At 73.4% G+C, this 24,442-nt stretch carries 21 protein-coding genes; 18 read left to right on the forward strand and 3 right to left on the reverse strand.

Annotated elements, in window-relative coordinates; all coding sequences use genetic code 11:
- Positions 1-205 precede the first annotated feature (205 nt).
- On the reverse strand, positions 206-391 hold the full coding sequence (gene rpmB, locus ACIQOW_RS36440) for a 50S ribosomal protein L28 (RefSeq protein ID WP_014138233.1): 186 nt from the start codon (positions 389-391) through the stop codon (positions 206-208).
- 316 nt (positions 392-707) lie between these two features.
- Here rpmB and ACIQOW_RS36445 point away from each other — a divergent pair, with 316 nt between their 5' ends.
- The 10 genes from ACIQOW_RS36445 to mutM all read left to right on the forward strand — a co-directional run bounded on the left by ACIQOW_RS36445 (position 708) and on the right by mutM (position 10,665).
- The gene (locus ACIQOW_RS36445) at positions 708-2,339 is read left to right on the forward strand and encodes a DAK2 domain-containing protein (protein ID WP_401092138.1); all 1,632 of its coding nucleotides are present in this window, start codon (positions 708-710) and stop codon (positions 2,337-2,339) included.
- Between the two features lie 39 nt (positions 2,340-2,378).
- Positions 2,379-4,604, forward strand: coding sequence for an ATP-dependent DNA helicase RecG (gene recG, locus ACIQOW_RS36450; protein WP_401092139.1), 2,226 nt, complete (start codon positions 2,379-2,381; stop codon positions 4,602-4,604).
- Positions 4,605-4,708: 104 nt separating this feature from the next.
- Complete coding sequence (locus ACIQOW_RS36455; RefSeq protein WP_401092140.1) at positions 4,709-5,242, forward strand: hypothetical protein; 534 nt, start codon at positions 4,709-4,711, stop codon at positions 5,240-5,242.
- 139 nt (positions 5,243-5,381) lie between these two features.
- On the forward strand, positions 5,382-5,966 hold the full coding sequence (gene rsmD / locus ACIQOW_RS36460) for a 16S rRNA (guanine(966)-N(2))-methyltransferase RsmD (protein ID WP_401092141.1): 585 nt from the start codon (positions 5,382-5,384) through the stop codon (positions 5,964-5,966).
- 49 nt (positions 5,967-6,015) lie between these two features.
- Positions 6,016-6,507, forward strand: a complete 492-nt coding sequence (coaD, locus tag ACIQOW_RS36465; RefSeq protein ID WP_188298002.1) for a pantetheine-phosphate adenylyltransferase — start codon at positions 6,016-6,018, stop codon at positions 6,505-6,507.
- A 187-nt stretch (positions 6,508-6,694) separates the two neighbouring features.
- Positions 6,695-7,888 (forward strand): ATP synthase F0 subunit B, encoded by a 1,194-nt coding sequence (locus tag ACIQOW_RS36470; RefSeq protein WP_401092142.1) that lies wholly within the window; start codon positions 6,695-6,697, stop codon positions 7,886-7,888.
- A gap of 174 nt (positions 7,889-8,062) precedes the next feature.
- On the forward strand, positions 8,063-8,707 hold the full coding sequence (locus ACIQOW_RS36475; RefSeq protein WP_317620186.1) for a DUF177 domain-containing protein: 645 nt from the start codon (positions 8,063-8,065) through the stop codon (positions 8,705-8,707).
- A gap of 2 nt (positions 8,708-8,709) precedes the next feature.
- The gene (rpmF, locus tag ACIQOW_RS36480) at positions 8,710-8,883 is read left to right on the forward strand and encodes a 50S ribosomal protein L32 (protein WP_030056747.1); all 174 of its coding nucleotides are present in this window, start codon (positions 8,710-8,712) and stop codon (positions 8,881-8,883) included.
- A 20-nt stretch (positions 8,884-8,903) separates the two neighbouring features.
- Positions 8,904-9,692, forward strand: coding sequence for a ribonuclease III (rnc, locus tag ACIQOW_RS36485; RefSeq protein WP_188298000.1), 789 nt, complete (start codon positions 8,904-8,906; stop codon positions 9,690-9,692).
- Positions 9,693-9,771: 79 nt separating this feature from the next.
- A complete protein-coding gene (gene mutM, locus ACIQOW_RS36490; protein WP_401092143.1) occupies positions 9,772-10,665 on the forward strand; it encodes a bifunctional DNA-formamidopyrimidine glycosylase/DNA-(apurinic or apyrimidinic site) lyase in 894 nt (297 codons plus the stop codon).
- Between the two features lie 15 nt (positions 10,666-10,680).
- On the opposite strand, the gene ACIQOW_RS36495 is transcribed toward mutM, so the two are convergent.
- The gene (locus tag ACIQOW_RS36495) at positions 10,681-11,601 is read right to left on the reverse strand and encodes a hypothetical protein (protein WP_401092144.1); all 921 of its coding nucleotides are present in this window, start codon (positions 11,599-11,601) and stop codon (positions 10,681-10,683) included.
- Between the two features lie 321 nt (positions 11,602-11,922).
- Between ACIQOW_RS36495 and ACIQOW_RS36500 the strand changes: the two genes are divergently transcribed.
- From ACIQOW_RS36500 to ftsY, 5 genes are all read left to right on the forward strand, one after another.
- Positions 11,923-13,284 carry a hypothetical protein gene (locus tag ACIQOW_RS36500; protein WP_401092145.1) on the forward strand — a complete coding sequence of 454 codons (1,362 nt, stop codon included), beginning with the start codon at positions 11,923-11,925 and terminating at the stop codon, positions 13,282-13,284.
- 113 nt (positions 13,285-13,397) lie between these two features.
- Positions 13,398-13,697, forward strand: a complete 300-nt coding sequence (locus ACIQOW_RS36505; RefSeq protein WP_401092146.1) for an acylphosphatase — start codon at positions 13,398-13,400, stop codon at positions 13,695-13,697.
- 436 nt (positions 13,698-14,133) lie between these two features.
- A complete protein-coding gene (locus ACIQOW_RS36510) occupies positions 14,134-14,337 on the forward strand; it encodes a hypothetical protein (RefSeq protein ID WP_148642783.1) in 204 nt (67 codons plus the stop codon).
- Positions 14,338-14,492: 155 nt separating this feature from the next.
- Positions 14,493-18,083, forward strand: a complete 3,591-nt coding sequence (gene smc / locus ACIQOW_RS36515; protein WP_401092147.1) for a chromosome segregation protein SMC — start codon at positions 14,493-14,495, stop codon at positions 18,081-18,083.
- Between the two features lie 47 nt (positions 18,084-18,130).
- The gene (gene ftsY, locus ACIQOW_RS36520) at positions 18,131-19,357 is read left to right on the forward strand and encodes a signal recognition particle-docking protein FtsY (protein ID WP_401092148.1); all 1,227 of its coding nucleotides are present in this window, start codon (positions 18,131-18,133) and stop codon (positions 19,355-19,357) included.
- Positions 19,358-19,534: 177 nt separating this feature from the next.
- Here ftsY and ACIQOW_RS36525 read toward each other — a convergent pair whose 3' ends face one another.
- Positions 19,535-20,212, reverse strand: coding sequence for a bifunctional DNA primase/polymerase (locus ACIQOW_RS36525; protein WP_401092149.1), 678 nt, complete (start codon positions 20,210-20,212; stop codon positions 19,535-19,537).
- A 640-nt stretch (positions 20,213-20,852) separates the two neighbouring features.
- Here ACIQOW_RS36525 and ACIQOW_RS36530 point away from each other — a divergent pair.
- The 3 genes from ACIQOW_RS36530 to ACIQOW_RS36540 all read left to right on the forward strand — a co-directional run bounded on the left by ACIQOW_RS36530 (position 20,853) and on the right by ACIQOW_RS36540 (position 24,356).
- Positions 20,853-22,307 (forward strand): hypothetical protein, encoded by a 1,455-nt coding sequence (locus ACIQOW_RS36530; protein WP_188295351.1) that lies wholly within the window; start codon positions 20,853-20,855, stop codon positions 22,305-22,307.
- A 310-nt stretch (positions 22,308-22,617) separates the two neighbouring features.
- A complete protein-coding gene (locus tag ACIQOW_RS36535; protein WP_401092150.1) occupies positions 22,618-24,021 on the forward strand; it encodes an ammonium transporter in 1,404 nt (467 codons plus the stop codon).
- Positions 24,018-24,356 (forward strand): P-II family nitrogen regulator, encoded by a 339-nt coding sequence (locus ACIQOW_RS36540; RefSeq protein ID WP_401092151.1) that lies wholly within the window; start codon positions 24,018-24,020, stop codon positions 24,354-24,356. Before ACIQOW_RS36535 ends, ACIQOW_RS36540 begins: the two co-directional genes overlap by 4 nt.
- The last annotated feature ends 86 nt before the right edge of the window (positions 24,357-24,442 follow it).

Below are 24,442 nucleotides of genomic sequence, written 5' to 3' on the forward strand. Positions count from 1 at the left end.
GGCGGGGGGGGGGCCCCCCCCGCGGGGGGGGGGGGGGGGGGGGGGGGGCGCCCGGGGGCGGGGGGGGGGGGGGGGGGGGCCCCGGGGCGCCCCCCCCCCACCACGGTCACGGCCGGAAATCGGCGTGGCCGGTCACGGAAACAGTGAAGCCGGCCCATCCGAGGATGAACCGGCTCACTGGAGGACCGGCATGCCGGTCTGCGCGTCAGCGCGAGACCTTACCGGCCTTGATGCACGAGGTGCAGACGTTGAGCCGCTTCGGCGTCCGCCCAATCACAGCGCGCACCGTCTGAATGTTGGGGTTCCAACGACGGGGGGTACGGCGGTGAGAGTGGGAGATGCTGTTGCCGAAGCCCGGCCCCTTGCCGCAGACGTCGCAGTTGGCAGCCACAGGAGTCACTCCAAGACTTCAGATCAGATACTTTCGAAAACCCCGCTCACCCACCAGAACACTCGCGTGAACCGGGTCGGACAAGGGGGTGAGCCTGGACGGTTCCAGGCAACCGGAAGAGCATACAACGCTTGCTTCCGTCCCACGAAACTACCATGACCGGCCGGCTGATCGCTCCGGTCGCCGGACCGGACGACCCTCCCCGGCCCCCGATAACCTGCCGGTATCACCCCTCGCCGCCGGCCCGGACGAGCGCTGCCCCCCGGCACGCGCCGTCCCTCGGGCCGGCACGGCGTCCCGTTCCGGAGGAGACCTGGTGCTGCACACGCTCGACGCCCCGGCCGTGCGCACCTGGTGCCAGCTCGCGCTGCGCGCGCTCGGCCAGGCCCGCGAGGAGATCGACGCGCTCAACGTCTATCCCGTCCCGGACGGCGACACCGGCACCAACCTCTACCTGACCGTCGAGTCCGCCGCCGCCGAGGTGGAGAGCCGGTTCGCCGACCCCGGCGCCGGCCCGGCCCCCGGCCTGGCCGACACGGTCCGGGCGATGGCCCGCGGCGCGCTGGTCGGCGCCCGCGGCAACTCCGGGGTGATCCTCGCCCAGTGGCTGCGCGGCACCGCCGAGACCCTGGCCGAGGGCGGCGGCGCCGACCAGCTCCGGGCCGCCCTGCAACGGGCCGCCGACTCCGCCTACCAGGCCGTCGCGGAGCCCGTCGAGGGCACCCTGCTGACCGTCGCCCGGGTCGCCGCCCGGGAGGCCGTCCGGGCCGGGGGCGGGCTCGCCCAGGTCGCCGACACCGCCTACCGGGCCGCCAGGGACGCGCTGCGGCACACCCCCGAGCAGCTCGCCGTCCTGGCCGAGAACGGGGTGGTGGACGCCGGCGGGCGCGGCCTGGTGGCCGTGCTCGGCGCGCTCGCCGACGCCGTCGCCGGACAGCAGCCGATGGGGCCGGTCGCGCTGCGCGGGGACGTCCGGGCCGCGGAGAGCTGTGAGACGCGCCGAAGGCCGCCCGGCCCCGGCCACCCCGCCTTCGAGGTCATCTACCTGCTGGACGCCCCCGACGGGGCGCTGCCCGCGCTGCGCAGGCGGCTCGGCACGCTCGGCGACTCGCTGGTGATCGGCGGCGGCGACGGCCTGTGGAACGTGCACGTCCACGTGGACGACGCGGGCGCCGCCGTGGAGGCCGGGGTCGAGGCCGGGCGCCCGCACCAGATCCGGATCACCCACTTCGCCGAGGCCGCCGCCCGGGCCGGCACCGCCGCCGAGCCCGGCGAGCGCGAGGACCGGGCCCGCGCGGTGCTCTCGGTGGTGTCCGGCGGGGGACTGGCCGAGCTCTGCGAGCAGGCCGGCGCCGTCGTCCTGCACGCCGACCCGGACCGCCCGCCGGCCAGCGCCGAACTCGCCGCCGCGGTGCGCCGCTCCACCGCCCGCGAGGTCGTCCTGCTGCTCAACGACCCCGAACTGCGCGCCGCCGCCGGCGCCGCCGCCGACCAGCTGCGCGAGGAGGGGATACGGATCGCCGTACTGCCCACCCGCTCCCCGGTGCAGGGGCTGGCGGCGCTCGCGGTGCACGAGGGCGGCCGCCGCTTCGACGAGGACGTGGTCGCCATGACCTCCGCCGCCGGGGCCACCAGGTACGCCGAACTCGCCGTCGCCGAGGGGGAGTCCTGGACGATGGCCGGGGTCTGCCAGGCCGGGGACGTGCTGGGGCTGATCGACGGCGACGTCGCGGTGATCGGCACCGGGCTGGCCGAGGTCGGCGAGAGCGTGCTGGACCGGATGCTCGGGGCCGGCGGCGAACTCGTCACGCTGGTCCTCGGCGAGGGCACCGACGAGGCGCTCGCCGAACGGCTGGTCGCCCACGTCCGGCACCGGCGGCCCGAGGTGGACGCGGTGGTCTTCCACGGCGGGCAGGAACCGGCGCCGCTGCTCATCGGGGTGGAGTAGCACCCGGTTCGTCGGTGCCTTGGTGTAGACAGGGGCCTGATGGGCGCTCTCGATGAACCACTGACCAAGCTCGTCGGCGACCGCACCGCGAAGGTGCTCGCCGACAGCCTCAAGCTGCGCACGGTCGGGGACCTGCTGCACCACTATCCGCGCCGCTACGTCGAGCGCGGCCAGCTCACCAGCCTGGACGAACTGGAGATCGACGAGCACGTCACCGTGCTGGCCCGGATCGAGAAGGTCACCCTGATCCCGTTCCGCGGCCGCAAGGGCGACCGGCTGGACGTGGTCGTCACCGACGGCCGCAGCCGGCTCTCGCTGGTCTTCTTCAACCAGGGCTGGCGGCAGAAGGAGCTCAAGGCGGGCGCCCAGGGCCTGTTCGCGGGCAAGGTCGGCGTGTTCAACCGCAGCCGCCAGCTGGTCTCGCCCGACTACCAGCTGCTCGACGAGGACGCGGGCTCCGACGCGGCCAGGCAGTTCGCCGGCCGGCTCATCCCGGTGTACGGAGCCAGCGCGCAGATGCCCAGCTGGAAGCTGTCGATCTGCGTCGAGACGGCGCTCACCAAGCACCTCGGCGACGTCGGCGAAGCACTGCCCGCCGAACTGCGCGAGCGGCACGACCTGATCCCGCTGCCCGAGGCGCTGGAGCTGATCCACCGCCCGCGCAGCCACGCCGACCGCGAGCGCGCCCAGAACCGGCTGCGCTGGGACGAGGCCTTCGTGCTCCAGGTCGCCCTCGCCCAGCGCCGGGCCGCCGACTCCGCGCTGCCCGCCAAGCCGCGCCGGGCCCGCGAGGGCGGGCTGCTGGACGCCTTCGACGCCCGGCTGCCGTTCACCCTCACCGAGGGCCAGCGGAAGGTGTCCGCCGAGATCGCCGCGGACCTCGCCACCGAACACCCGATGCACCGGCTGCTCCAGGGCGAGGTCGGCTCGGGAAAGACGCTGGTCGCGCTGCGCGCCATGCTCGCCGTGGTGGACGCGGGCGGCCAGGCGGTGCTGCTGGCACCCACCGAGGTGCTCGCCCAGCAGCACCACCGCTCGGTCGTCGAGATGATGGGGGACCTCGCAGAGGGCGGCATGCTCGGCGGCTCCGACCTCGGCACCCGGGTGGTGCTGCTGACCGGCTCGATGGGCGTGCCCGCCCGCCGTCAGGCGCTGCTCGACATGGCCTGCGGGGACGCCGGGATCGCCATCGGCACCCACGCGCTGATCGAGGACAAGGTGCAGTTCCAGGACCTCGGCCTGGTCGTGGTGGACGAGCAGCACCGCTTCGGCGTCGAACAGCGGGACGCGCTGCGCGCCAAGGGCGAGCAGCCCCCGCACCTGCTGGTGATGACCGCCACCCCGATCCCGCGCACCGTCGCGATGACCGTCTTCGGGGACCTGGAGACCTCCGTCCTGGACCAGCTGCCGGCCGGCCGCTCGCCGATCTCCACCCACGTCGTCCCGGCGCTGGAGAAGCCCAACTTCCTCACCCGGGCCTGGGAGCGGGTCCGCGAGGAGGTCGGCAAGGGCCACCAGGCGTACGTGGTCTGCCCGCGGATCGGGGACGAGGAGCCCGCCGCCGCGGCGAAGGACGGCAGGAAGAAGCGCAAGGCGGCCGAGGAGGACTTCGAGGAGGTCGCCGACGCTGGCGCCGAGAGCGAGGAACGGCGGCCGCCGCTCTCGGTGGTGGAGACGGCGGAGAAGCTGGTCAGGGGCCCGCTGAGCGGCCTGCGGGTGGAGATCCTGCACGGCCGGCTCGCGCCGGACGCCAAGGACGAGGTGATGCGCCGGTTCTCGGCCGGTGAGGTGGACGTGCTGGTCGCCACCACCGTGATCGAGGTCGGCGTCAACGTCCCCAACTCCACCGCGATGGTCATCATGGACGCCGACCGGTTCGGCGTCTCCCAGCTCCACCAGCTGCGCGGCCGGGTCGGTCGCGGCAGCGCGGCGGGCCTGTGCCTGCTGGTCAGCGACATGCCGGGGGGCAGCGCCGCCCGGGCCCGGCTGGACGCGGTGGCGGGCACCCTGGACGGCTTCGAACTGTCCAGGATCGACCTCGAACAGCGCCGCGAGGGCGACGTGCTCGGCCAGGCGCAGTCCGGGGTGAAGTCCTCGCTCAAGGTGCTCTCGGTACTGGAGGACGAGGAGGTCATCCTCACCGCCCGCACCGAGGCCACCCGGCTGGTCGCCGAGGACCCGGACCTGGCCGCCCACCCGGAGCTGCGCACCGTGCTGGAGAGCCTGCTCGACGAGGACCGCGCGGCCTACATGGAGAAGGGCTGAGCCCTGCTTCGCCCAGCCGGATTGTCAGACCCCCGCGAGAGAATGAAGGTGTTCAGGGCGCACCCCCAAGGTGCGTACCTGGCACGACACTTGGGGGTCAAGCCATGGCATTCCGTCATCTCAACGAGCTCCCGCTGGGCGACAAGGTCTTCCGGATCGAACTCGCCAGCGACGACGACCGCGAGGTCACCCTCACCCTGACCGGCTGGCGCGAGGGGGCGGCCGCCACGCCGCTCGCCTCGGGCAGGCTCCGCCTGCCGGTCGAGGACGTCGCCTCGCTGCGGATCGCGCTCAACCGCGCGCTGCGGGCGCTGGCGATCGTCGCCGACGTCTCGGAGCCCATCCCCGACCGTGACGTGCTGCGCGAGCTGTACCCCGGCCACGGCGCCCCCTGGGTCCCGCAGCACGAGGAGGAGCTGGTCCGGCGGTTCCACGAGGGCGAGACCGTCGCCCGGATCGCCGCCCGCTTCGGCCGCACCCCCGACTCCGTCCGGACCAAGCTGCGCGAGCTCGGGCACGACCCGCGCCGCCCCGAGTTCTGCCCGCCCGACGGCTGCCTGTCCTGGTCCCGCTACGCCTCGCCGGCCCTGCTCGGCGCGGCGCTGCCGGAGCGGCCGGCGGGCTCCGAGGCGAGCTGACCCTCCGCGTGCGGGACCGCGGCCCGGCGGGGGAGTTCCCGCCGGGCCGCGGGTCCCCGGGGTGAGGCGCGTGCGGTGATCGGGACGGCGGTGGTCGGGATAGCGTGGTCGGGCAGCGACGAAAGGACCTCCCCCCACCATGACCCGCGTGATCGCCGGGGCGGCCGGCGGCCGCCGGCTGGCCGTACCGCCAGGCCGGGGCACCCGCCCGACCTCAGACAAGGCCCGTGAGGCGATGTTCTCCACCTTGGAGGCGCTGCACGGCACCCTGCACGGGGCCAGGATGCTGGACCTGTTCGGCGGATCGGGCGCGGTCGGGCTGGAGGCGCTGTCGCGCGGCGCCGCGCACGTCCTGCTGGTCGAGGCGGACGGCCAGGCGGCCCGGGTGATCCGGGAGAACGTCCGCACGATCGGCCTGCCGGGCGCCGAGGTGCAGGCCGCCAGGGCGGAGAAGGTGATCGCGGGACCGCCCCCGCAGAGCCCGTACGACCTGGTCTTCCTCGACCCGCCGTACGCCGTGACGGACGAGGAGATCCGCGAGATGCTGATCACACTCCGGGCTGGAGGCTGGCTCACGGAGGACGCACTCGTCACCGTGGAGCGCAGCACCCGCGGCGGCGAGTTCGGCTGGCCCGAAGGCTTCGAGGTGCTGCGCTCCCGCCGCTACGGCGAGGGCACGCTCTGGTACGGTCGCGCCGCCGCCGCGGCCGGCGAGCAGGAGTAGCGGGCCGCGGCCCGCAGCAGCCGTCACCCCACGAGGGAGCACACACGCCATGCGCCGAGCCGTCTGCCCCGGTTCGTTCGACCCGATCACCAACGGCCACCTCGACATCATCGAGCGGGCCTCGAAGCTGTACGACATGGTGCACGTCGCGGTCCTGATCAACCGGAACAAGCAGGGCATGTTCACGGTCGAGGAGCGGATCGGCCTGATCGAGGAGGTCACCGCCGGCTTCGGGAACGTGGTGGTCGAGTCGCACCACGGCCTGCTGGTGGACTACTGCCGGGAGCGCGGCATCCCCGCGATCATCAAGGGCCTGCGCGCGGTCAGCGACTTCGACTACGAGCTCCAGATGGCCCAGATGAACCACGGCCTGACCGGGGTGGAGACGCTGTTCGTGCCGACCTCGCCGACGTACAGCTTCCTCTCCTCGACCCTGGTCAAGGAGGTGGCCTCGTACGGCGGCGACGTCTCGCACCTGCTGCCGGAGGTGGTGCACGGCCGGCTGGTCGAGCGGATCGCGGAGCGCAAGGCCCAGCAGTAGCCCGGCCTCTGTCCTTTTCTGCCGGTTCGTCACGGATTGTTCTGGGGGCGCGGGACCGGTTCGGCTCAGGCGTTGTGAGCGTGCCCGGCCGTGGCCGTACAGTCTGTATCCCTGCCCCGCGGTGAGGTCCACCGCGTCGGGCCTGCCTCCGCCGGACCGTCGGCGGCACACGGAAAGACGAAGCCCCGTGGACGTGCAGAACAAGGTCGACGAGATCGTGGCGGCGGTCGAGAACGCCCGCTCGATGCCGATGTCGGCCTCCTGCGTGGTGAACCGGGCCGAGCTGATCGGCCTGCTCAACGACCTCAAGGCGGCGATGCCCGCCGAACTCGCCCAGGCGCAGTCGGTGATGGCCGACCACGAGCAGGTGGTGGCGGGTGCCCAGGCCGAGGCCGAGGCGATCATCCAGGGCGCGCACGCCGAGCGCGGCTCGCTGATCTCGGACACCGAGGTGGTCCGCCAGGCGCAGGCCCAGGCCGACCGGATCCTCGCCGAGGCGCGCACCGAGGTCGACGGCAAGCGGGCCGAGGCCGACGACTACGTGGACAGCAAGCTCGCCAACTTCGAGGTCGTGCTGACCAAGACGCTCGGCGCGGTCGGCCGGGGCCGCACCAAGCTGCGCGGCGACTCCAGCGTCTTCGAGACCGAGTCCGACGGTGAGGGCGACGCGGAGGAGTTCCGCCCGCAGCGGATCAGCCCGAGCCCCGAGGTGGACGAGTACGTCGATGTGAAGCTCGCCACGCTGGAGAACGTGCTCAGCGCCACCCTGGAGGCGGTCGGCAAGGGCCGGGACAAGCTGCTCGGCAAGCGGCCCATCGACGAGCTGGGCGCCTACCTGGCCGCCGCCGACCAGGCCCAGCAGGCCAAGGAGCGGGCCGAGGCGGTGGCGGCGGGCTTCGCCCAGGACGCCGACGGCGAGGACATCGCCTGGTACCGCGAGGCCGTCCCCCAGCAGCAGACCTGGCCGGAGCAGACCCCGGCCGCGGCCGGCTGGCAGGCCCAGGGCACCGACCAGTACGCGGCCGCCCAGCAGCCCGGCGGGCAGTACGCCGAGGTGTACGGCGGCGGGTACGACCCGGCCGGCCAGGGCGACCCGTACAACACCCAGTGGGGCCAGCAGCAGGGCGGCTACCAGCAGCAGGGCTACCAGGAGCAGCAGCAGGGGGCCTACGGCTATCCCCAGCAGCAGGGCTACCCGGCGCAGTCGTACGACGGCTACACCTACCCGCAGCCGCCGAGCGCCCCGCCGGCGGTGCCGCACCAGCAGCAGGCCCAGCAGCAGGGCCAGGCCCAGGCTCCGGGGCAGGGTCTGGACGAGACCAGCTTCTTCGACACCAGCATGATCGACATGACCAGGCTGCGGGAGCTCGGAGGCCGCTGAGCCGACCCCCGGCGCGGCCGCGCGGGAGTCTCCTGACGGGACCGAAGTTGGGCCTGGCCGGAGACTCCGGTAGTCTGACCACTCCGGCCTCCCCATGTCCGGCCGTCGGCTTGCCCTCTCGCAATGTCGACTTGAATGGGGCTCCTCGTTGATTGCTATGGAAGTCAGGACACCGTGAACCGCCTCGACCACCGCGACCCCCTCGTGTTCGACACGCACGAGCTCGGCCGTCGTCCGGGTTCGATGCGCAAGGTGAGCCGGACCCTGGAGGCCCCCGAGGGCCTCGGGATCATCGACGTGATCGCCGTGCCGGAGAAGAGCCCGATCGAGCTGGAACTCCGCCTGGAGTCCGTGGTCGAGGGCGTGCTGGTCACCGGCACCGCCGAGACCCACGTCGAGGGCGAGTGCGTCCGGTGCCTGGAGCCCGTCGACTTCGACGTCGACGTCGACTTCCAGGAGCTGTACTACTACCCGGAGTCCGATGAGCGCCACCGCGCCAGGACCGCCGGGACCGAGGACCTCGACGAGGACTCGGAAGAAGAGACTTACCGTCTGGAGGGCGACTTCTTCGACCTCCAGCCGGTGCTGCGTGACGCGGTGGTGCTCGCACTGCCGCTGCAGCCGGTGTGCCAGGAAGACTGCCTGGGCCTGTGCTCCGAGTGCGGAGCGCGCCTGAGCGACGACCCGGCGCACCACCACGATGCCGCCGACCCCCGGTGGGCGGCTCTGCAGGGACTCTCCGCCGCCCCCGGCGACGAGGGTGACGGGATCAAGACCAGCGACACCCGTGAGGGTCTCGCCGAGAACCAGGAGAAGTAGCCGTGGCTGTTCCGAAGCGGAAGATGTCGCGCAGCAACACGCGCCACCGTCGGTCCAACTGGAAGGCCGTTGTTCCGGCCCTCGTGGCGTGCGACCGCTGCCACGAGCCGAAGCTCGGCCACATCGCGTGCCCGAGCTGCGGCACGTACAACCGTCGCCAGGTCCTCTCGGTCTGATCGGCGGGGTGTACGGATCGATGTCGGACGGTAACTCCACCCGCAAGTCGTCCATTGTTCCGAAGGGTTCTTCGGGCGGTGGCAAGGCCGGCGGGCCGGCTTCGACCGAATACGACGTCCTGGAAGGGCGCCTCGGGTACACGCTCGAGCGCGCCCTTCTGGTACGTGCCCTGACCCACCGCTCGTACGCGTACGAGAACGGTGGTCTGCCCACCAACGAGCGCCTGGAGTTCCTCGGCGACTCGGTGCTGGGCCTCGTGGTGACCGACACCCTCTACCGCGTCCACCCGGACGTCCCCGAGGGCACGCTCGCCAAGCTGCGCGCCGCGGTGGTGAACTCCCGCGCGCTCGCGGACGTCGGCCGCGGCCTGGAGCTCGGCACGTTCATCCGGCTCGGCAAGGGCGAGGAGGGCACCGGCGGCCGCGACAAGTCGTCGATCCTCGCCGACACCGTCGAGGCCGTGATCGGCGCCATCTACCTGGACCAGGGACTGGGCGCGGCCACCGAGTTCGTCCACCGGCTGTTCGACCCGCTGATCGAGGAGTCCTCTCAGCTGGGCGCGGGCCTGGACTGGAAGACCAGCCTCCAGGAGCTCACCGCCTCGGTGGGCATCGGCGTGCCCGAGTACGTCGTCATGGAGTCCGGTCCGGACCACGAGAAGACCTTCACCGCGGCGGCCCGGGTGGCCGGCGAGGACTTCGGCAGCGGCGTCGGCCGCTCGAAGAAGGAAGCCGAGCAGAAGGCCGCCGAGAGCGCCTGGCGCGCGATCAGGGAGAAGTACGCCGACCGGCTGCCCGCCGGGGCCTGAGCAGCGGCCCGGCACGCCGGGCCCGCCGCGCAGTAGCCTTCACTCCTGCTGATCCGTACCGAGCAGGAGGCGTGTTCCCGTGCCCGAACTTCCCGAGGTCGAGGTCGTCCGCCGTGGTCTGGCCAACTGGGTGGCCGGGCGGACGGTCTCCGACGTCCAGGTGCTGCACCCGCGCGCGGTGCGCCGCCAGCCGGCCGGCGCGGCCGACTTCACGGCCCGGCTGACCGGCACCACCCTCGGCACCGCGCAGCGGCGCGGCAAGTACCTGTGGGTGCCGCTGACCGGCCCCGGGAGGCCGGAGGCCCAGGGAGGCTTCTCGCTGATCGGCCACCTCGGGATGAGCGGCCAACTCCTCGTCCAGGACCCGGCGGTCCCCGACGAGACGCACCTGAGGGTCCGGCTGTGCTTCGCCGACGGCGGGCGGGAACTGCGCTTCGTGGACCAGCGGACCTTCGGCGGCCTGGCGGTCGAGGAGGCCGAGGACGGGGACCCTGAGGGCACCCCGGTCTCGATCGCGCACATCGCCCGCGACCCGCTCGACCCGCGCTTCGACGACGCCGCCTTCGCGGCCGCGCTGCGGGCCAGGCACACCACCGTCAAGCGCGCCCTGCTCGACCAGAGCCTGATCAGCGGTGTCGGCAACATCTACGCCGACGAGGCGCTGTGGCGCTCGAAGCTGCACTACGACCGCCCGACCGCGACGCTCACCCGCCCGCAGGCCCTCCTGCTGCTGGCCAACGCCAGGGACGTGATGACCGAGGCGCTCGCCGTCGGCGGCACCAGCTTCGACAGCCTCTACGTCAACGTGAACGGCGAGAGCGGCTACTTCTCCCGGGACCTGGACGCCTACGGCCGCGAGCAGGAGCCCTGCCGCCGCTGCGGCACCCCGATCCGCCGGGCGGCCTGGATGAACCGCTCCAGTTACTTCTGCCCCCGCTGCCAGCGCGTGCCGCGCGCCCGCAGCGGGGGTTGAGCCTCCGGAGGGGCGCTACCCGCGGGCGAGTTCCGGCTCGTCCGCGGCCGTTTCGCCGGGCGCTCCGTGGGTGTCCTGGCCGAAGTAGGCGACCCCGACCGCGGCGACCACCGCGAGCAGGAAGCCGACCACGCCGAGCCAGCCCAGGCCCGCCTTGGTGGCGTCGCCGAGCCAGAGCACGCCGGCCGCGCCGGGCAGCACCGTCTCGCCGACCACCAGGGCGGCGGTCGCGCCGTTCACCGAGCCGATCTGGAGCGCCACGGTGTGGATGTACATGCCGCCGATGCCGCCGACCAGGACCGCGTACAGCGCCGGGTCGGAGAGCAGCGAGCCGAGGTCGAACGGCTCGATGCCGTTGAGGATGCGCACCCCGACGCCCAGGGCGCCGAAGCCGAAGCCGGAGAGCAGACCGGCCAGGATCGCGCCGTTGGCGCCCATCCGCCGCACCAGCAGGCTGCCGCCGACCAGCAGCACGGTGATGACGATCAGCAGCCACCAGTGGAAGGACATCGCCACGTGGTGGCCGCCCTCGGGGCCGGCCGAGACGGCCAGCAGCACCAGGGCCGAGCAGAGCACGGCGATCGAGGCCCACTCCAGCTGCTTGAGCCGGATGCCCAGCAGCTTGATGCTGAGCACCGCGGTGATCACCAGGTTGGCGCTGATGATGGTCTGGGAGAGGAACAGCGGCAGCAGCCGGGCGGCCAGCGCGCCGAGCCCGAAACCGATCAGGTCGAGCACCGTGCCGAGGATGAACTCCCAGGTGACGGCCGCCTTCGCGGTCGAGGACAGGCTCGGGCCGCCGTGTTCGGTGGTGGAGGTCGTGGCGCCCTTGGCCGCCTCCTCCCGGGCGGAGCGGCGGGATCCGACGGCCTGGAGTACCGAGCCGGTGCCGTAGCAGGCGGATGCCGCCACGGCGGTGACGAGGCCGATGATCACCGAGTGCTCCGATCGGGAGGTGGGTCAGGAAACGGGCTGGGTCAAGAAAAGGCAATGGGACCGAGGATCCGGGACCACTATGCCCGCTCGCACGGTACGGTCGGCACGCCCCCCGGACCGGCCAGGAAGCGGGCCGGGCCCGCCGGAACGTACGTCCGGACGCCTCCCGGGGTTCCCGTGCGAGGCCCGACTCAGGGGCGGCTGGGGGAAACATCATCCCCGAGGAGGGGAACGGCCCCGGCGGACGGCGGGGAGCCTTCCCGGTACCAGTATGCGAGGGGTATGGCGTGCTCGGCGGCCGGTCACGGTAGCGTCGGGGGCATGAGATCCCTTGCACGACGTTCCCGGGGCGCCGGGCCGCTTGCCCTGGTGGCGGCGCTGCTCGGGCTGCTGCTCCTGCTGGCACCCGCGGCCTCGGCGGCCGGCGGCCTGAGCGACGCCGCGGCCACCATGAAGAAGGGCCGGGTCTACGTCGATCCGGACATGACCAGCCGCTTCAGTCAGTCCCAGGCCGACGCGCTGACCAAGAAGATCGACAAGGCCGACAAGCCGATCTTCATCGCGGTCATCCCCGACTCTCCGGCCTACGCGAAGACCGGCCTCAAGGACTTCCGCACCCTGGTCGGCATCGACGGCGTCTACGGGGTCTGGCACGGCGACAAGTTCGACGCCGGCGGCGACCGCGGCGCGATGGGCGCGGGCCAGCCGCAGCGCATCGCCGGCGCGGCCTTCCGTTCGAGCGGCGGCGACATCGACGCCACCCTGAACTCCTTCGTCGACCAGGCCGTCCCGCAGACCAAGGGCACCGGGGTCAACCACAGCACCTCGATCGCCTGGGTCGTCATCCCGGTGGTGCTGATCGCGCTGGCCGGTGCCGGCGTCTTCTTCCTCTTCAAGCGCGCCAAGAAGCGCAAGGACGACCAGGCCAGGGCCGAGCTGGAGCAGCTGCGCCGGGTCGTGGACGAGGACATCACCGCCTTCGGCGTGGAGCTGGAGCGGCTCGACTTCAGCCCGGCCGCGTCCGAAGCCGACGACGAGCAGCGCACCGACTACAGCCACGCCCTGGACTCGTACGAGAAGTCCAAGCGGCTGATGGACGAGGCGAAGCGGCCCGAGGACGTCAAGCAGGTCACCGAGGCGATCGAGGACGGCCGCTTCTCGCTGGCCACCCTGGCCGCCCGGCGGGACAAGCGGCCGCTGCCCGAGCGCCGTCCGCCGTGCTTCATGGACCCGCGGCACGGCCCGTCCGTCAAGGACGTGGACTGGGCCCCGGCCGGCGGCTCCGCCCGTTCGGTACCGGTCTGCCAGGCCGACGCGGACCGGGTGGCGGCCGGCCTCGACCCGGCGATCCGCACCGTCGACACCGACCAGGGCCCGCAGCCGTACTGGAACGCCGGCCCGGCGTACGCCCCGTACGCGGGCGGCTACTACAGCGGCTTCGGCGGCGGCGGACTGCTGCCGGGCCTGCTGGTCGGCACCATGCTCGGCTCGATGATGAGCTCCCCGGCCTACGCGGCGGCGCCCATGACGGGCGGCGGCTACCAGGACCAGTACGAGGGCGGCGACTTCACCGGCGCCGACTTCAACGCGGCCGACTTCAGCAGCGGTGGCGACTTCGGCGGTGGCGACTTCGGTGGGGGCGGCGACTTCGGCGGCGGGGACTTCGGCGGCGGGGACTGGTAACCCGCCGAACCGCCCGCCCGTTCCCGCGGCCCCGCCGGTCCTCCGGCGGGGCCGCGGCCGTCCGTCCCGCGGCCGGTCGCGCGTGCGGTCGGGGCGTGTCCTAAGGTCGGGGCATGCACGGTCGCGACGCCCACAGTGAGGAACCGGTCCGGGTGACCGCCTGGGTCCGGGGGAAGGTCCAGCAGGTCGGGTTCCGCTGGTGGACCAGGGCACGGGCGCTGGAGATCGGCCTGACCGGTTACGCGAGCAACCTCGGCGACGGCCGGGTGCAGGTGGTGGCGGAGGGGCTCGCGGCCGACTGCGAGCAGCTGCTGGCCCTGCTGCGCGGCCCCGGCACCCCGGGGAACGTCAGCGGCGTCACCGAGATCTGGACGGCCGTCGGCGCTGGTTACGAGGGTTTCGGGATCCGCTGAGCCGCCCGGGGCCGGTCCCGCCGCCCCCGCCCGGCGGCCCGCTCCGAGGCCGTCCGGGAAAAGATCCCGAACCTGCGGTGTCACGAGGTTGCCATCCGGGCAGACTCGTGGTTGACTCCGCATCGAACGATGATCCACGAGCACCTGGTGGACCCATCCCGAAGCCCCCCCGGGCGTGACGACACCGCCGGGCAGGTGACAGGGGCGCGGTAGCGCGCGGTGATCGTGTTGACCCTTTCCGTCTTTGGTGAGACGCTGGAAGCCCGCGCACACGACCGCGTTCTCCCGGCAGGCGCATGCCCTCGTGAGCCCAGCTCACGGTGGTTGTGCCGTAGTGCCCAGCCAGCACTTCCGGTGACGCGCCGCGCGTGCGTCCCCCTTCCCCCTAGACCTGGACCGTTCCGGTTCGGTCACTCAGCGTGGAGGACCATTCATCATGGCAAAGGCGCTTCTCGGGTACGTCGGCGGCCCCGACCCGCGAATGCTCTCCGAGATGCGGCGGCTTCAGCAGCGCGTCCAGGACCTTGAATCCGAGCTCCTTCGGATGCAGGCCGAGAACGACGCTCTGACCGCTGTCGCTGACGAGCACTCGCTGCTCAGCAGCATCGATCTGGATCAGCGGGAGCCGGCTCTCACCTGAGTCCCGCCCGGTCCTCGCAGATCGACGCCGCTGTGCACTGAGCCGCCCCGAAAGGGACGCAGCTTGCAAGGGACGCCCGGATGTGGCGTCCCTTCGTCGTGTCCGGCGCCGGATACAGTCGGTTCCCGTCGCGAGCGATAGAGGAGACCGGCCGCGTGCACCTGAAGAGTCTGACGCTGCGCGGGTTCAAGTCCTTCGCCTCCAGCACCACCCTGCGCTTCGAGCCCGGCATCACCTGCGTCGTCGGCCCGAACGGCTCCGGCAAGTCGAACGTGGTGGACGCGCTGTCCTGGGTGATGGGGGAGCAGGGCGCCAAGTCGCTGCGCGGCGGCAAGATGGAGGACGTCATCTTCGCCGGGACCAGCGGGCGCGCCCCGCTCGGCCGCGCCGAGGTCAGCCTCACCATCGACAACGCCGACGGCGCCCTGCCGATCGACTACTCCGAGGTGACCATCACCCGGACGATGTTCCGCAACGGCGGCAGCGAGTACGCGCTCAACGGCGAGACCTGCCGCCTGCTGGACATCCAGGAGCTGCTCTCCGACTCCGGCATCGGCCGCGAGATGCACGTCATCGTCGGCCAGGGCCGGCTGGACTCCGTCCTGCACGCCGACCCGACGGGCCGGCGCGCCTTCATCGAGGAGGCGGCCGGCGTCCTCAAGCACCGCAAGCGCAAGGAGAAGGCGCTGCGGAAGCTGGACGCGATGCAGGCCAACCTCAACCGGGTCCAGGACCTGGTCGCCGAGCTGCGCCGCCAGCTCGGACCGCTCGGCCGGCAGGCCAGGGTCGCCCGCCGGGCCGCCGGCATCCAGGCCGACCTGCGCGACGCCCGGCTGCGGCTGCTCGCCGACGACCTGGGCGCGCTCCGCCGGGCCGTCGAGGCCGAGGTCGCGGACGAACTGGCACTGCGGCTGCGCCGCACCACCGTCGAGCAGGAGCTGGCCCGCGCGGTGCAGCGGGAGCGCGTCCTGGAGGCGCAGGTCCAGCGGCTCGGGCCGGACCTGGAGACCGCCCGGCAGACCTGGTACCGGCTCTCCGCGCTCGCCGAGCGCACCCGCGGCACCGTCGGGCTGGCCGAGGCCAGGGCCCGGCACGCCGTCGCCGGGGGCCGGGGCGAGGAGCGGCGCGGGCGCGATCCCGAGGAACTGGAAGGCGAGGCCGAGCAGGTCCGCGCGGAGGAGGCCGCACTGGCCGGGGCGTTGGAGGAGGCGCAGTACGCGCTGGCCGAGGCGGTCGAGCGCAGGGGCGGGCTGGAACGGGAGCTGGCCGCCGAGGAGCGCCGGCTGCGGGACGCCGCCCGGGCCATCGCCGACCGCAGGGAGGGCCTGGCCCGGTTGCAGGGGCAGGCCGCCGCCGCCCGCTCCAAGGCCGCCGCGGCGCAGGCCGAGATCGGCCGGCTCGCCGAGGCCAGGGACGAGGCGCTGCTGCGCGCCGGGGCCGCGCAGGACGAACTGGACGAACTCCAGCGACAGGTGGACGGCCTGGCCGGGGCCGACGGGCAGGCAGAGGCCGGGTACCAGCGGGCGCGCGAGCGGCTGGCCACCGTGGAGAGCGGGCTCGCCGCCGCCCGGGAGACGGCCGGCGCCGCCGAGCGCGAGCGGGCCGGGCTGACCGCGCGGCACGAGGCGCTCTCCCTCGGACTGCGCCGCAAGGACGGCACCGGCGCGCTGCTGGACGCGGGCGAGCGGCTGGGCGGGCTGCTCGGCCCGGCGGCCGCCCTGCTGCGGATCGAGGCGGGCTGCGAGGTGCCGCTCGCCGCGGCGCTCGGCGCGGCGGCCGACGCGGTGGCCGTCGACTCGCCGGCCGCGGCCGTGGCGGCGCTGCGGCTGCTGCGGGCCGAGGACGCCGGCCGGGCCGCGCTGCTGATCGACGGTGTCGCCGCAGTGGCCCACGAGGCGGGGGAGTTGCCGGAGGGCACCCGCTGGGCGGCCGAACTGGTCGACGGCCCGGCCGGGTTGCTCGGCGCGGTACGGCAGCTGCTGGCCGGGGTGGTGGTGGTCGCCGACCTGGACCGGGCACTGCGGCTGGTCGCCGAGCACCCCGGACTCCGCGCCGTCACCGCCGACGGGGACCGGCTCGGCGCCGGCTTCGCGCAGGGCGGCTCCGGCGGCGCGCCGAGCCTGCTGGAGACCCGGGTGGCGGTGGACGAGACGGCCCGGGCGATCGGTGAACTCGCCGTCCGCTGCGCCGAGTCGGCCGATCGGCTGGCCGAACTCACCGAGCTGAGGCGGGAGTCGGTCGCCGAGGTGGAGCAACTGGCCGAGCAGAGGCGGAAGTCGGAGCGGGAGCGGGCCCAGGTCGCGGGGGCGCTCGGCCGGCTCGGCGGGCAGGCCCGCGCCGCGGCGGGGGAGGCCGAGCGGCTGTCGGCCGCCGCCGCGCGGGCCGAGCAGGCGCTGACCGGGCTGCTCGACGCCGCCGAGGAGCTGGCGGAGCGGCTGGCCGCGGCCGAGGGGTCGGCGGAGTCCGGGGAGGACGAGCCGGACACCGCCGGGCAGCAGCGGCTGGCCGGGGCCGCGAGCGCCGCCCGGCAGGCCGAGCTGGAGGCCAGGCTCGCGGTGCGCACCCACGAGGAGCGGGTCCGCGCGCTGGCCGGGCGGGCCGACCGGCTGGACCAGGCCGCCAGGGCCGAGCGCGAGGCGCGCGCCAGGGCCGCCGAGCGCCGTCGGCGCGCCGAGCACGACGCCTCGGTCGCGAACGCCGTCGCGGCGGGCGCCCGGCAGCTGCTGGCCTGCCTGGAGGTGTCGCTGGCCCGCGCGGACGCCGGGCGGGCGGCCGTCGAGCAGGCGCGCGCCGAGCGCGAGCACGAGCTGCGCGAGCACCGCCAGCACGGCCGCGGCCTCAAGGAGGAGCTGGACAAGCTGGTCGACGCCGGGCACCGGGACGACGTGCTGCGGGCCGAGAAGCGGCTGCGGATCGAGCAGCTGGAGGCCCGCGCCCTGGAGGAGTTCGGCATCGACGGCGGCGAACTGCTCGCCTCGTACGGGCCCGACCAGCCGGTCCCGCCGTCCACCCCAGAGGAGGGGAAGGAGCCGGGGGAGCCGTACCCGTACGTCCGGGCCGAGCAGGAGAAGCGGCTGCGGGCCGCCGAGAAGGCGTACCAGCAGCTCGGCAAGGTCAACCCGCTGGCGCTGGAGGAGTTCGCCGCGCTGGAGGAGCGGCACGGGTTCCTCGGCGAGCAGCTGGACGACCTCAAGCGCAGCCGGCGCGACCTGCTGGACATCGTCCGGGACGTGGACGAGCGGGTCGAGCAGCTGTTCACCGCGGCCTACCAGGACACCGCCGCCCAGTTCGAGGGCGTCTTCGCCCGGCTCTTCCCCGGCGGGGAGGGCCGGCTGGTGCTCACCGACCCGGACGACATGCTCGCCACCGGGGTCGAGGTGGAGGCCCGCCCGCCGGGCAAGAAGGTCAAGCGGCTGTCGCTGCTGTCCGGGGGCGAGCGCTCGCTGACCGCGGTGGCGCTGCTGGTGGCGATCTTCAAGGCCAGGCCCAGCCCGTTCTACGTGATGGACGAGGTGGAGGCGGCGCTGGACGAGACCAACCTGCGCCGGCTGATCGGGCTCATGGAGGAGCTGCGGGAGAGCTCCCAGCTGATCGTGATCACCCACCAGAAGCTCACCATGGAGTCGGCCGACGCGCTGTACGGCGTGACCATGAAGGGCGACGGCATCTCGCAGGTGATCAGCCAGCGGCTGCGCGAAGAGCACCGGGAACGGCGGCCGCGGGCGGTCCGTACCGCATCGGTGTAGGGCGGCTGCGGTCCATCCGGGCTCCGGTCGCGGATACTGGAGCGGTTATGGAATACGTGATCCTTGCCGTAGTCATCGCCGTGGTCGCCGTCGGCGCGATCGCCGGCCTCGTCGTTTCCGGCAGACGACGCCAGCAGCTGCCCCCGAAGTCGCAGGCGCCGGTCATCACGGCGCCGAAGCCCACGCCGCAGGAGCCCCAGGTCGGCGAGGAGTCCGCGCCGCCGACCGAGGCGCCCCGCCGCACCATCGAGGAGGTGGAACTCCCGGCGGAGGCCGAGGCCCCCGAAGCCCCCGAGGCCGTCGAGGTCGCACCCGCCGAGGCCGAGGCGGCGCCCGCCGTCGAGGTGCCCGAGCCCACCGAGGGCCGGCTGGTCCGGCTGCGCTCCCGGCTCTCCCGCTCGCAGAACTCGCTCGGCAAGGGCCTGCTCTCGCTGCTCTCCAGGGAGCACCTGGACGAGGACACCTGGGAGGAGATCGAGGACACCCTGCTCACCGCGGACGTCGGCGTCGCCCCCACCCAGGAGCTGGTCGAGCGGCTGCGCACCCGGGTGAAGGTGCTCGGCACCCGTACGCCCGACGAGCTGCGCGCGCTGCTGCGCGAGGAGCTGGTCGAGCTGGTCGGCAAGGACGCCGACCGGGCCGTCCGCTCCACCAAGCACGAGGAGGGCCCGGCCGTGGTCCTGGTGGTCGGCGTCAACGGCGTCGGCAAGACCACCACCACCGGCAAGCTGGCCCGTGTCCTGGTCGCCGACGGCCGCACGGTGGTGCTCGGCGCCGCCGACACCTTCCGGGCCGCCGCCGCAGACCAGCTCCAGACCTGGGGCGAGCGGGTGGGGGCGCGCACCGTGCGCGGCCCCGAGGGCGGGGACCCGGCCTCGATCGCCTTCGACGCGGTCAAGGAGGGCATCGCCGAGGGCGTGGACACCGTGCTGATCGACACCGCCGGCCGACTGCACACCAAGACCGGTCTGATGGACGAGCTGGGCAAGGTCAAGCGGGTCGTCGAGAAGCACGGCCCGGTGGACGAGGTGCTGCTGGTGCTGGACGCCACCACCGGCCAGAACGGCCTGATCCAGGCCCGGGTGTTCGCCGAGGTGGTCGACATCACCGGCATCGTGCTGACCAAGCTGGACGGCACCGCCAAGGGCGGCATCGTGGTCGCGGTCCAGCGCGAGCTGGGCGTGCCGGTCAAGCTGATCGGCCTGGGCGAGGGCGCGGACGACCTGGCGCCGTTCGAGCCGGGCGCGTTCGTGGACGCGCTGATCGGGGACTGAGGCTCCCCGCGTACGCGAGGCCGTACGAGGGCCTGACACGGGCCTGGCGAAGGGTTCGCTCCCCTCCCGGGGGCGGACCCTTTCGCGTGCCCGGCGGCCGGGCGGGTCCGCCGGCCTGGCAGGCCGGCGGACCGGTGGAGTCGCCGGTTCAGCGCGATCCGGTGGCGGGCGGACGGGTCACGAGGCCATCCAGGCCGGCTCGGCGGTGCGCTCGCGGCTGCGGTGGCAGGCGTACGCGAGGGTGCCGAGCAGCAGCCGGGCCTCGGGCGGGCAGCCCGCGTTGTCCCGGGTGGGGCGACGCAGCCAGCGGACCGGGCCGAGGCCGCCGAGGACGGTGGGCGGGGCGGCGACGTAGCTGCCCTCGCCGTGGCAGGCCAGGTCGAGCGCAGCGTCGTCCCAGCCCATCCGGTACAGCAGGTCGGGCAGGCGCCGGGCGGTGCCGGCGGCGACCAGGAACTGGAGCCGGCCGGTGGGGGCGGCGAGCACCGGGCCCACCTGGGTGCCCATCCGCTCCAGTCGGACCAGTGCCTGGAGGCCGGCCTGCTCGGGGACGTCCAGGACGTCGAAGGCGCGGCCGGTGGGGAACAGCACCGAGCCCTCGGTGCGGGCGGCGCCGGCCGGGCCGCCGCTCCCGGGTACGGGGTGCAGGCCGGGGGCGGCGCAGCGGGTGGCGCCGCAGGGACAGTGGGTCGGGGCGGTGGCGCCGGTGGCCGGGCCGCCGGTGACGACCGTCCAGCCCCAGCGACCGGTGTACTCCGCGGCGGCCTGGGACGCGGTGACCTTGGTGCGGCGGCGCGCGCCCAGCGGCGCCAGCCGCAGGTGCCCCAGTCGTAGTTCGCCGAACAGGTTGTCCATGCCTTCCCCAACAGATTCTCGTTGCCGATGGTTACGGGACGGTGACTGTGTGTCGATTGTCAGCCGTGTGGTGCGTAGTGCGGTGGCGGCGTGCGGCGCGTGGTGTGCGCCTGTTCCGCCGGTGTGCCTCGGGCGCCGCCTTGTGGGGGCGGCGCCGATGCCGGATCGTCGTGTGCGTGGGGCTGCCGCTGTCCGGAGTGGACGGTGAACTCGCCTGTGGCTGCGGTGGATTGCGGAGTCTGTCGAGTCCTCCCGGATGCGCCGGGGGACTGGGCTGCCCGCATATGCCGGGCCGTCGGGACTCCCTAAGTGAAGCGTGTGGCCCCTGGCTTCGGTTCACTCCTGGGGGTGGCGAAAGGTGGCGTTTCGCCAGGGCCGCTCCCGCGGGCCCCTCGCGGGGCATTACGTTCAGCACGCGGATGTCGTCGAGGAGTCTGTCCCGGGCCCTGGAGGAACGGGAGTTGGGAATCTGACGGATCGTCCGCAACGATGGCACACCAGTGCGACGGCGCCGAGGTTCCGGCAGCACCGCGGCGCGGCGGCACCTTCAGGTACGGCACGTCTGGCAAGAGCCCGCAACCGTCGGGCGGTCACGACTCGGGGGCCCCGCGAGGGGCCGGGCGGGATGGGGACGTTACCCATGGCAGAGAAGCAACCGAATGAGAAGCTGACCACGTGGTTCGCCCGCAGCGGTTGGTCCAAGGGCGAGTTGGCCCGCCAGGTCAACCGCAAGGCCCGGCAGATCGGCGCCCACCACGTGTCCACCGACACCTCCCGGGTGCGCCGCTGGCTCGACGGTGAACAGCCCCGCGAGCCGATCCCCAAGATCATGTCGGAACTCTTCTCCGAACGGTTCGGCTCGGTGGTCTCGATCGAGGACCTCGGCCTGCGTGCCGCGATCCCGGTCTCGACCGTGGGCGGCGGCGTCGACCTGCCGTGGAGCGGCCCGCAGACCGTCCAGCTGATCAGCGACTACTCCCGCAGCGACCTCATGCTCAACCGCCGGGGGTTCCTCGGCACCTCGCTGGCGCTGACCGCGGGCGCCGCGCTGATCGAGCCGATGCAGCGCTGGCTCACCCCCGGCCCGACCGGCGTCCCCACCCCGATCCTCACCGCGGCCAACGGCGGCGAGGCGTTCACCGGCCGGCTCTCCGAACCCGAGCTGGAACTGCTGGAGCAGACCACGGTCATGTTCCGGCAGTGGGACGCGCAGAACGGCGGCGGGCTGCGCCGCAAGGCCGTCGTCGGCCAGCTGCACGAGGTCACCGACCTGCTCCAGGAGACGTACAGCGAGGACACCACCAAGCGGCTGTTCCGGCTCACCGCCGAACTCGCCCACCTGGCCGGGTGGATGTCGTACGACGTCGGGATGCATCCGAGCGCGCAGAAGTACTACGTGCTCGCCCTGCACGCCGCCAAGGAGGCGGGAGACCGCCCGTTCGGCGCGCTGATCCTCACCGACATGAGCCGCCAGATGATCCACCTCAACCGGGGCGAGGACGCCCTGGAGCTGATCCACCTGGCCCAGTACGGCAGCCGGGACACCGCCACCGCGCGCCAGCAGTCCCTGCTCTACGCGATGGAGGCCCGCGCCTACGCCACCATCGGCGAGGTCAACCGCTGCGCCAGGGCGGTCCGGCTGTCCGAGGACACCTTCACCGACATCCGGGAGGGCGACGGCGATCCGGACTGGCTGAAGTTCTTCTCACCGGCCGAGCTGAACGCCGAGAACGCGCACTCCTTCCGCGACCTCGCGTACCACTCGGACAACGCCGAGCTCTACGCCTCGATGTCGGCGCCGGTGATGGAGCGCGCGGTCGACCTCTTCCGCCAGGACGGCGACCACGTGCGCTCGTACGCCTTCAACCTGATCGGCATGGCCAGCGTGCACCTGTTGCAGAAGGAGGCCGAGCAGGCGGCGGTGATGGCCGAGCAGGCGGTGGACATCGCCACCAAGGTGCGCTCCGAGCGGCTGAACTCCCGGGTGCGCAAGACCACGGAGGCCGCGGCGGCCCGCTTCAAGGGCGTGGACGCGGTGAGCCGGCTCAAGGAGCGGGTGGTCCAGGACATCCCGGAGTTCGTCTCGGTGGTCTGACGGGCCCCGCCTGACGGGTCCCGCCCTGGGGCTCCATCTGGGGGCGCCACCGGAAAAGCTCCACCGACCGTGACGGCCGCCGCCGTCACGGTCGGTGGTATGTCCGGCGCCGGTGCTGCCGCCGGCCGGGTGGCGGGGCCGCGGTTCACGCAGCCGTAACCCGCGCGTCGTACACGTCACTGCGGTGAAACAACCGGCCGCACCAGCCGAAACCAGCCTTCGGCACGCTCCTCTCCAACGCCGACACCCCGGGTGGCACCACGGGACGGGTCCCGGGTGCGGATCGGCACTGGACACAGAGGAGACGCCGATGCCGGACGGCTTCAGCGCGGGCGACACCGCCTTCGTACTCATCAGTGCGGCCCTGGTCATGCTGATGACCCCAGGGCTGGCCTTCTTCTACGGGGGCATGGTCAGGGCCAAGAGCACGCTGAACATGCTGGCGATGAGCTTCCTCTCGCTGGGCATCGTCAGCGTGCTGTGGGTCCTCTACGGCTACTCGCTCAGCTTCGGGTCCGACTCCTTCGCCGGCCTGATCGGCAACCTGGACCACCTCGGGATGCGCGGGATCGGCCTCGACGAGCTGACCGGGTCCATCCCGGTGACCGCGTTCGCCCTCTTCCAGCTGATGTTCGCGGTCATCACCCCGGCGCTGATCAGCGGCGCCGTCGCGGACCGGGCGAGATTCGCCGCCTGGGGCCTGTTCATCGCGCTCTGGGTGACGATCGTCTACTTCCCGGTCGCGCACTGGGTGTTCTTCTTCGACGGCGGCGACGGCGGCTGGCTGGGCGACCGCAACGGCGTGATCGACTTCGCCGGCGGGACCGCCGTGCACATCAACGCGGGCGCCGCCGGCCTCGCGCTCTGCCTGGTCCTGGGCAAGCGGATCGGCTTCAAGCGGGACCCGATGCGCCCGCACAGCCTGCCGCTGGTGATGCTCGGCTCCGGACTGCTCTGGTTCGGCTGGTTCGGCTTCAACGCGGGCTCGGCACTGGCCGCCAACGGCGTCGCCGCGATGGCGATGGTCAACACCCAGGTCGCCACCGGCGCGGCGCTGGTCGGCTGGCTGGTCTGCGAGCGGTTCAGGCACGGCGCCTGCACCACGCTGGGCGCCGCCTCCGGCGCGGTGGCCGGGCTGGTCGCGATCACCCCGGCCTGCGGCTCGGTCAGCCCGCTCGGCGCGGTGGCGATCGGGCTGGTCGCGGGCGCGGTCTGCTGCGCCGCCGTGTCGCTGAAGTACCGCTGGGGCTTCGACGACTCGCTCGACGTGGTCGGCGTGCACGCGGTCGGCGGGGCGATGGGCTCGCTGCTGGTCGGCCTGTTCGCCACCGGCGGGGTCGGCCAGGGCGCCAGGGGCCTGTTCTACGGGGGCGGGATCGGGCAGCTGGGCAAGCAGGCGATGGGCGTGGCGGTGGTCGCGGTGTACTCCTTCGTGCTGTCCTGGCTGCTGGCCAGGGCGGTCGATCGGCTGGTCGGCTTCCGGGTCTCCGGGGAGGTCGAGATGGCCGGCATCGACCAGGCCGAACACGCCGAGTCCGCCTACGATTTCAGCGCCGTGGGGGCGGGCCTGGCCCGGGCCGCGTCCGGCCTGACCGGTGCCGCTGTCGGGACGGCCGCGGCCGAGCAGCCCGCCGCCGGGACGGCCGCAGCAGAGAAGCCCGCTGTGAAGCCTGTCGAGAAGCCCGCCGAGAAGACCGAGGTCGACGCCCGATGAAGCTCATCACCGCCGTGATCAAGCCCTTTCGCCTGGACGAGGTGAAGGCCGCCCTGCAGGCCTTCGGAGTCCACGGCCTGACCGTCACCGAGGCCAGCGGCTACGGCCGCCAGCGCGGCCACACCGAGGTCTACCGGGGCGCCGAGTACACCGTCGACCTCGTCCCGAAGGTCCGGATCGAGGTCCTGGTCGAGGACGACGACGCCGACGACCTGATCGAGGTCCTGGTCAAGGCAGCCCGGACCGGCAAGATCGGCGACGGCAAGGTGTGGAGCGTCCCGGTCGACACCGCAGTCCGGGTCCGCACCGGCGAACGCGGCCCGGACGCCCTGTAGACGCCGAAGCCCGGGCGGGCCCGTCACCCCTCCGGGGGAGCGGGCCCGCCGATGGCGTCTCCCCTCGCACGACGGACGGGACCCAC

It is taken from the genome of Kitasatospora sp. NPDC091335 (genome assembly GCF_044757205.1).
Taxonomy (GTDB): Bacteria; Actinomycetota; Actinomycetes; order Streptomycetales; family Streptomycetaceae; genus Kitasatospora.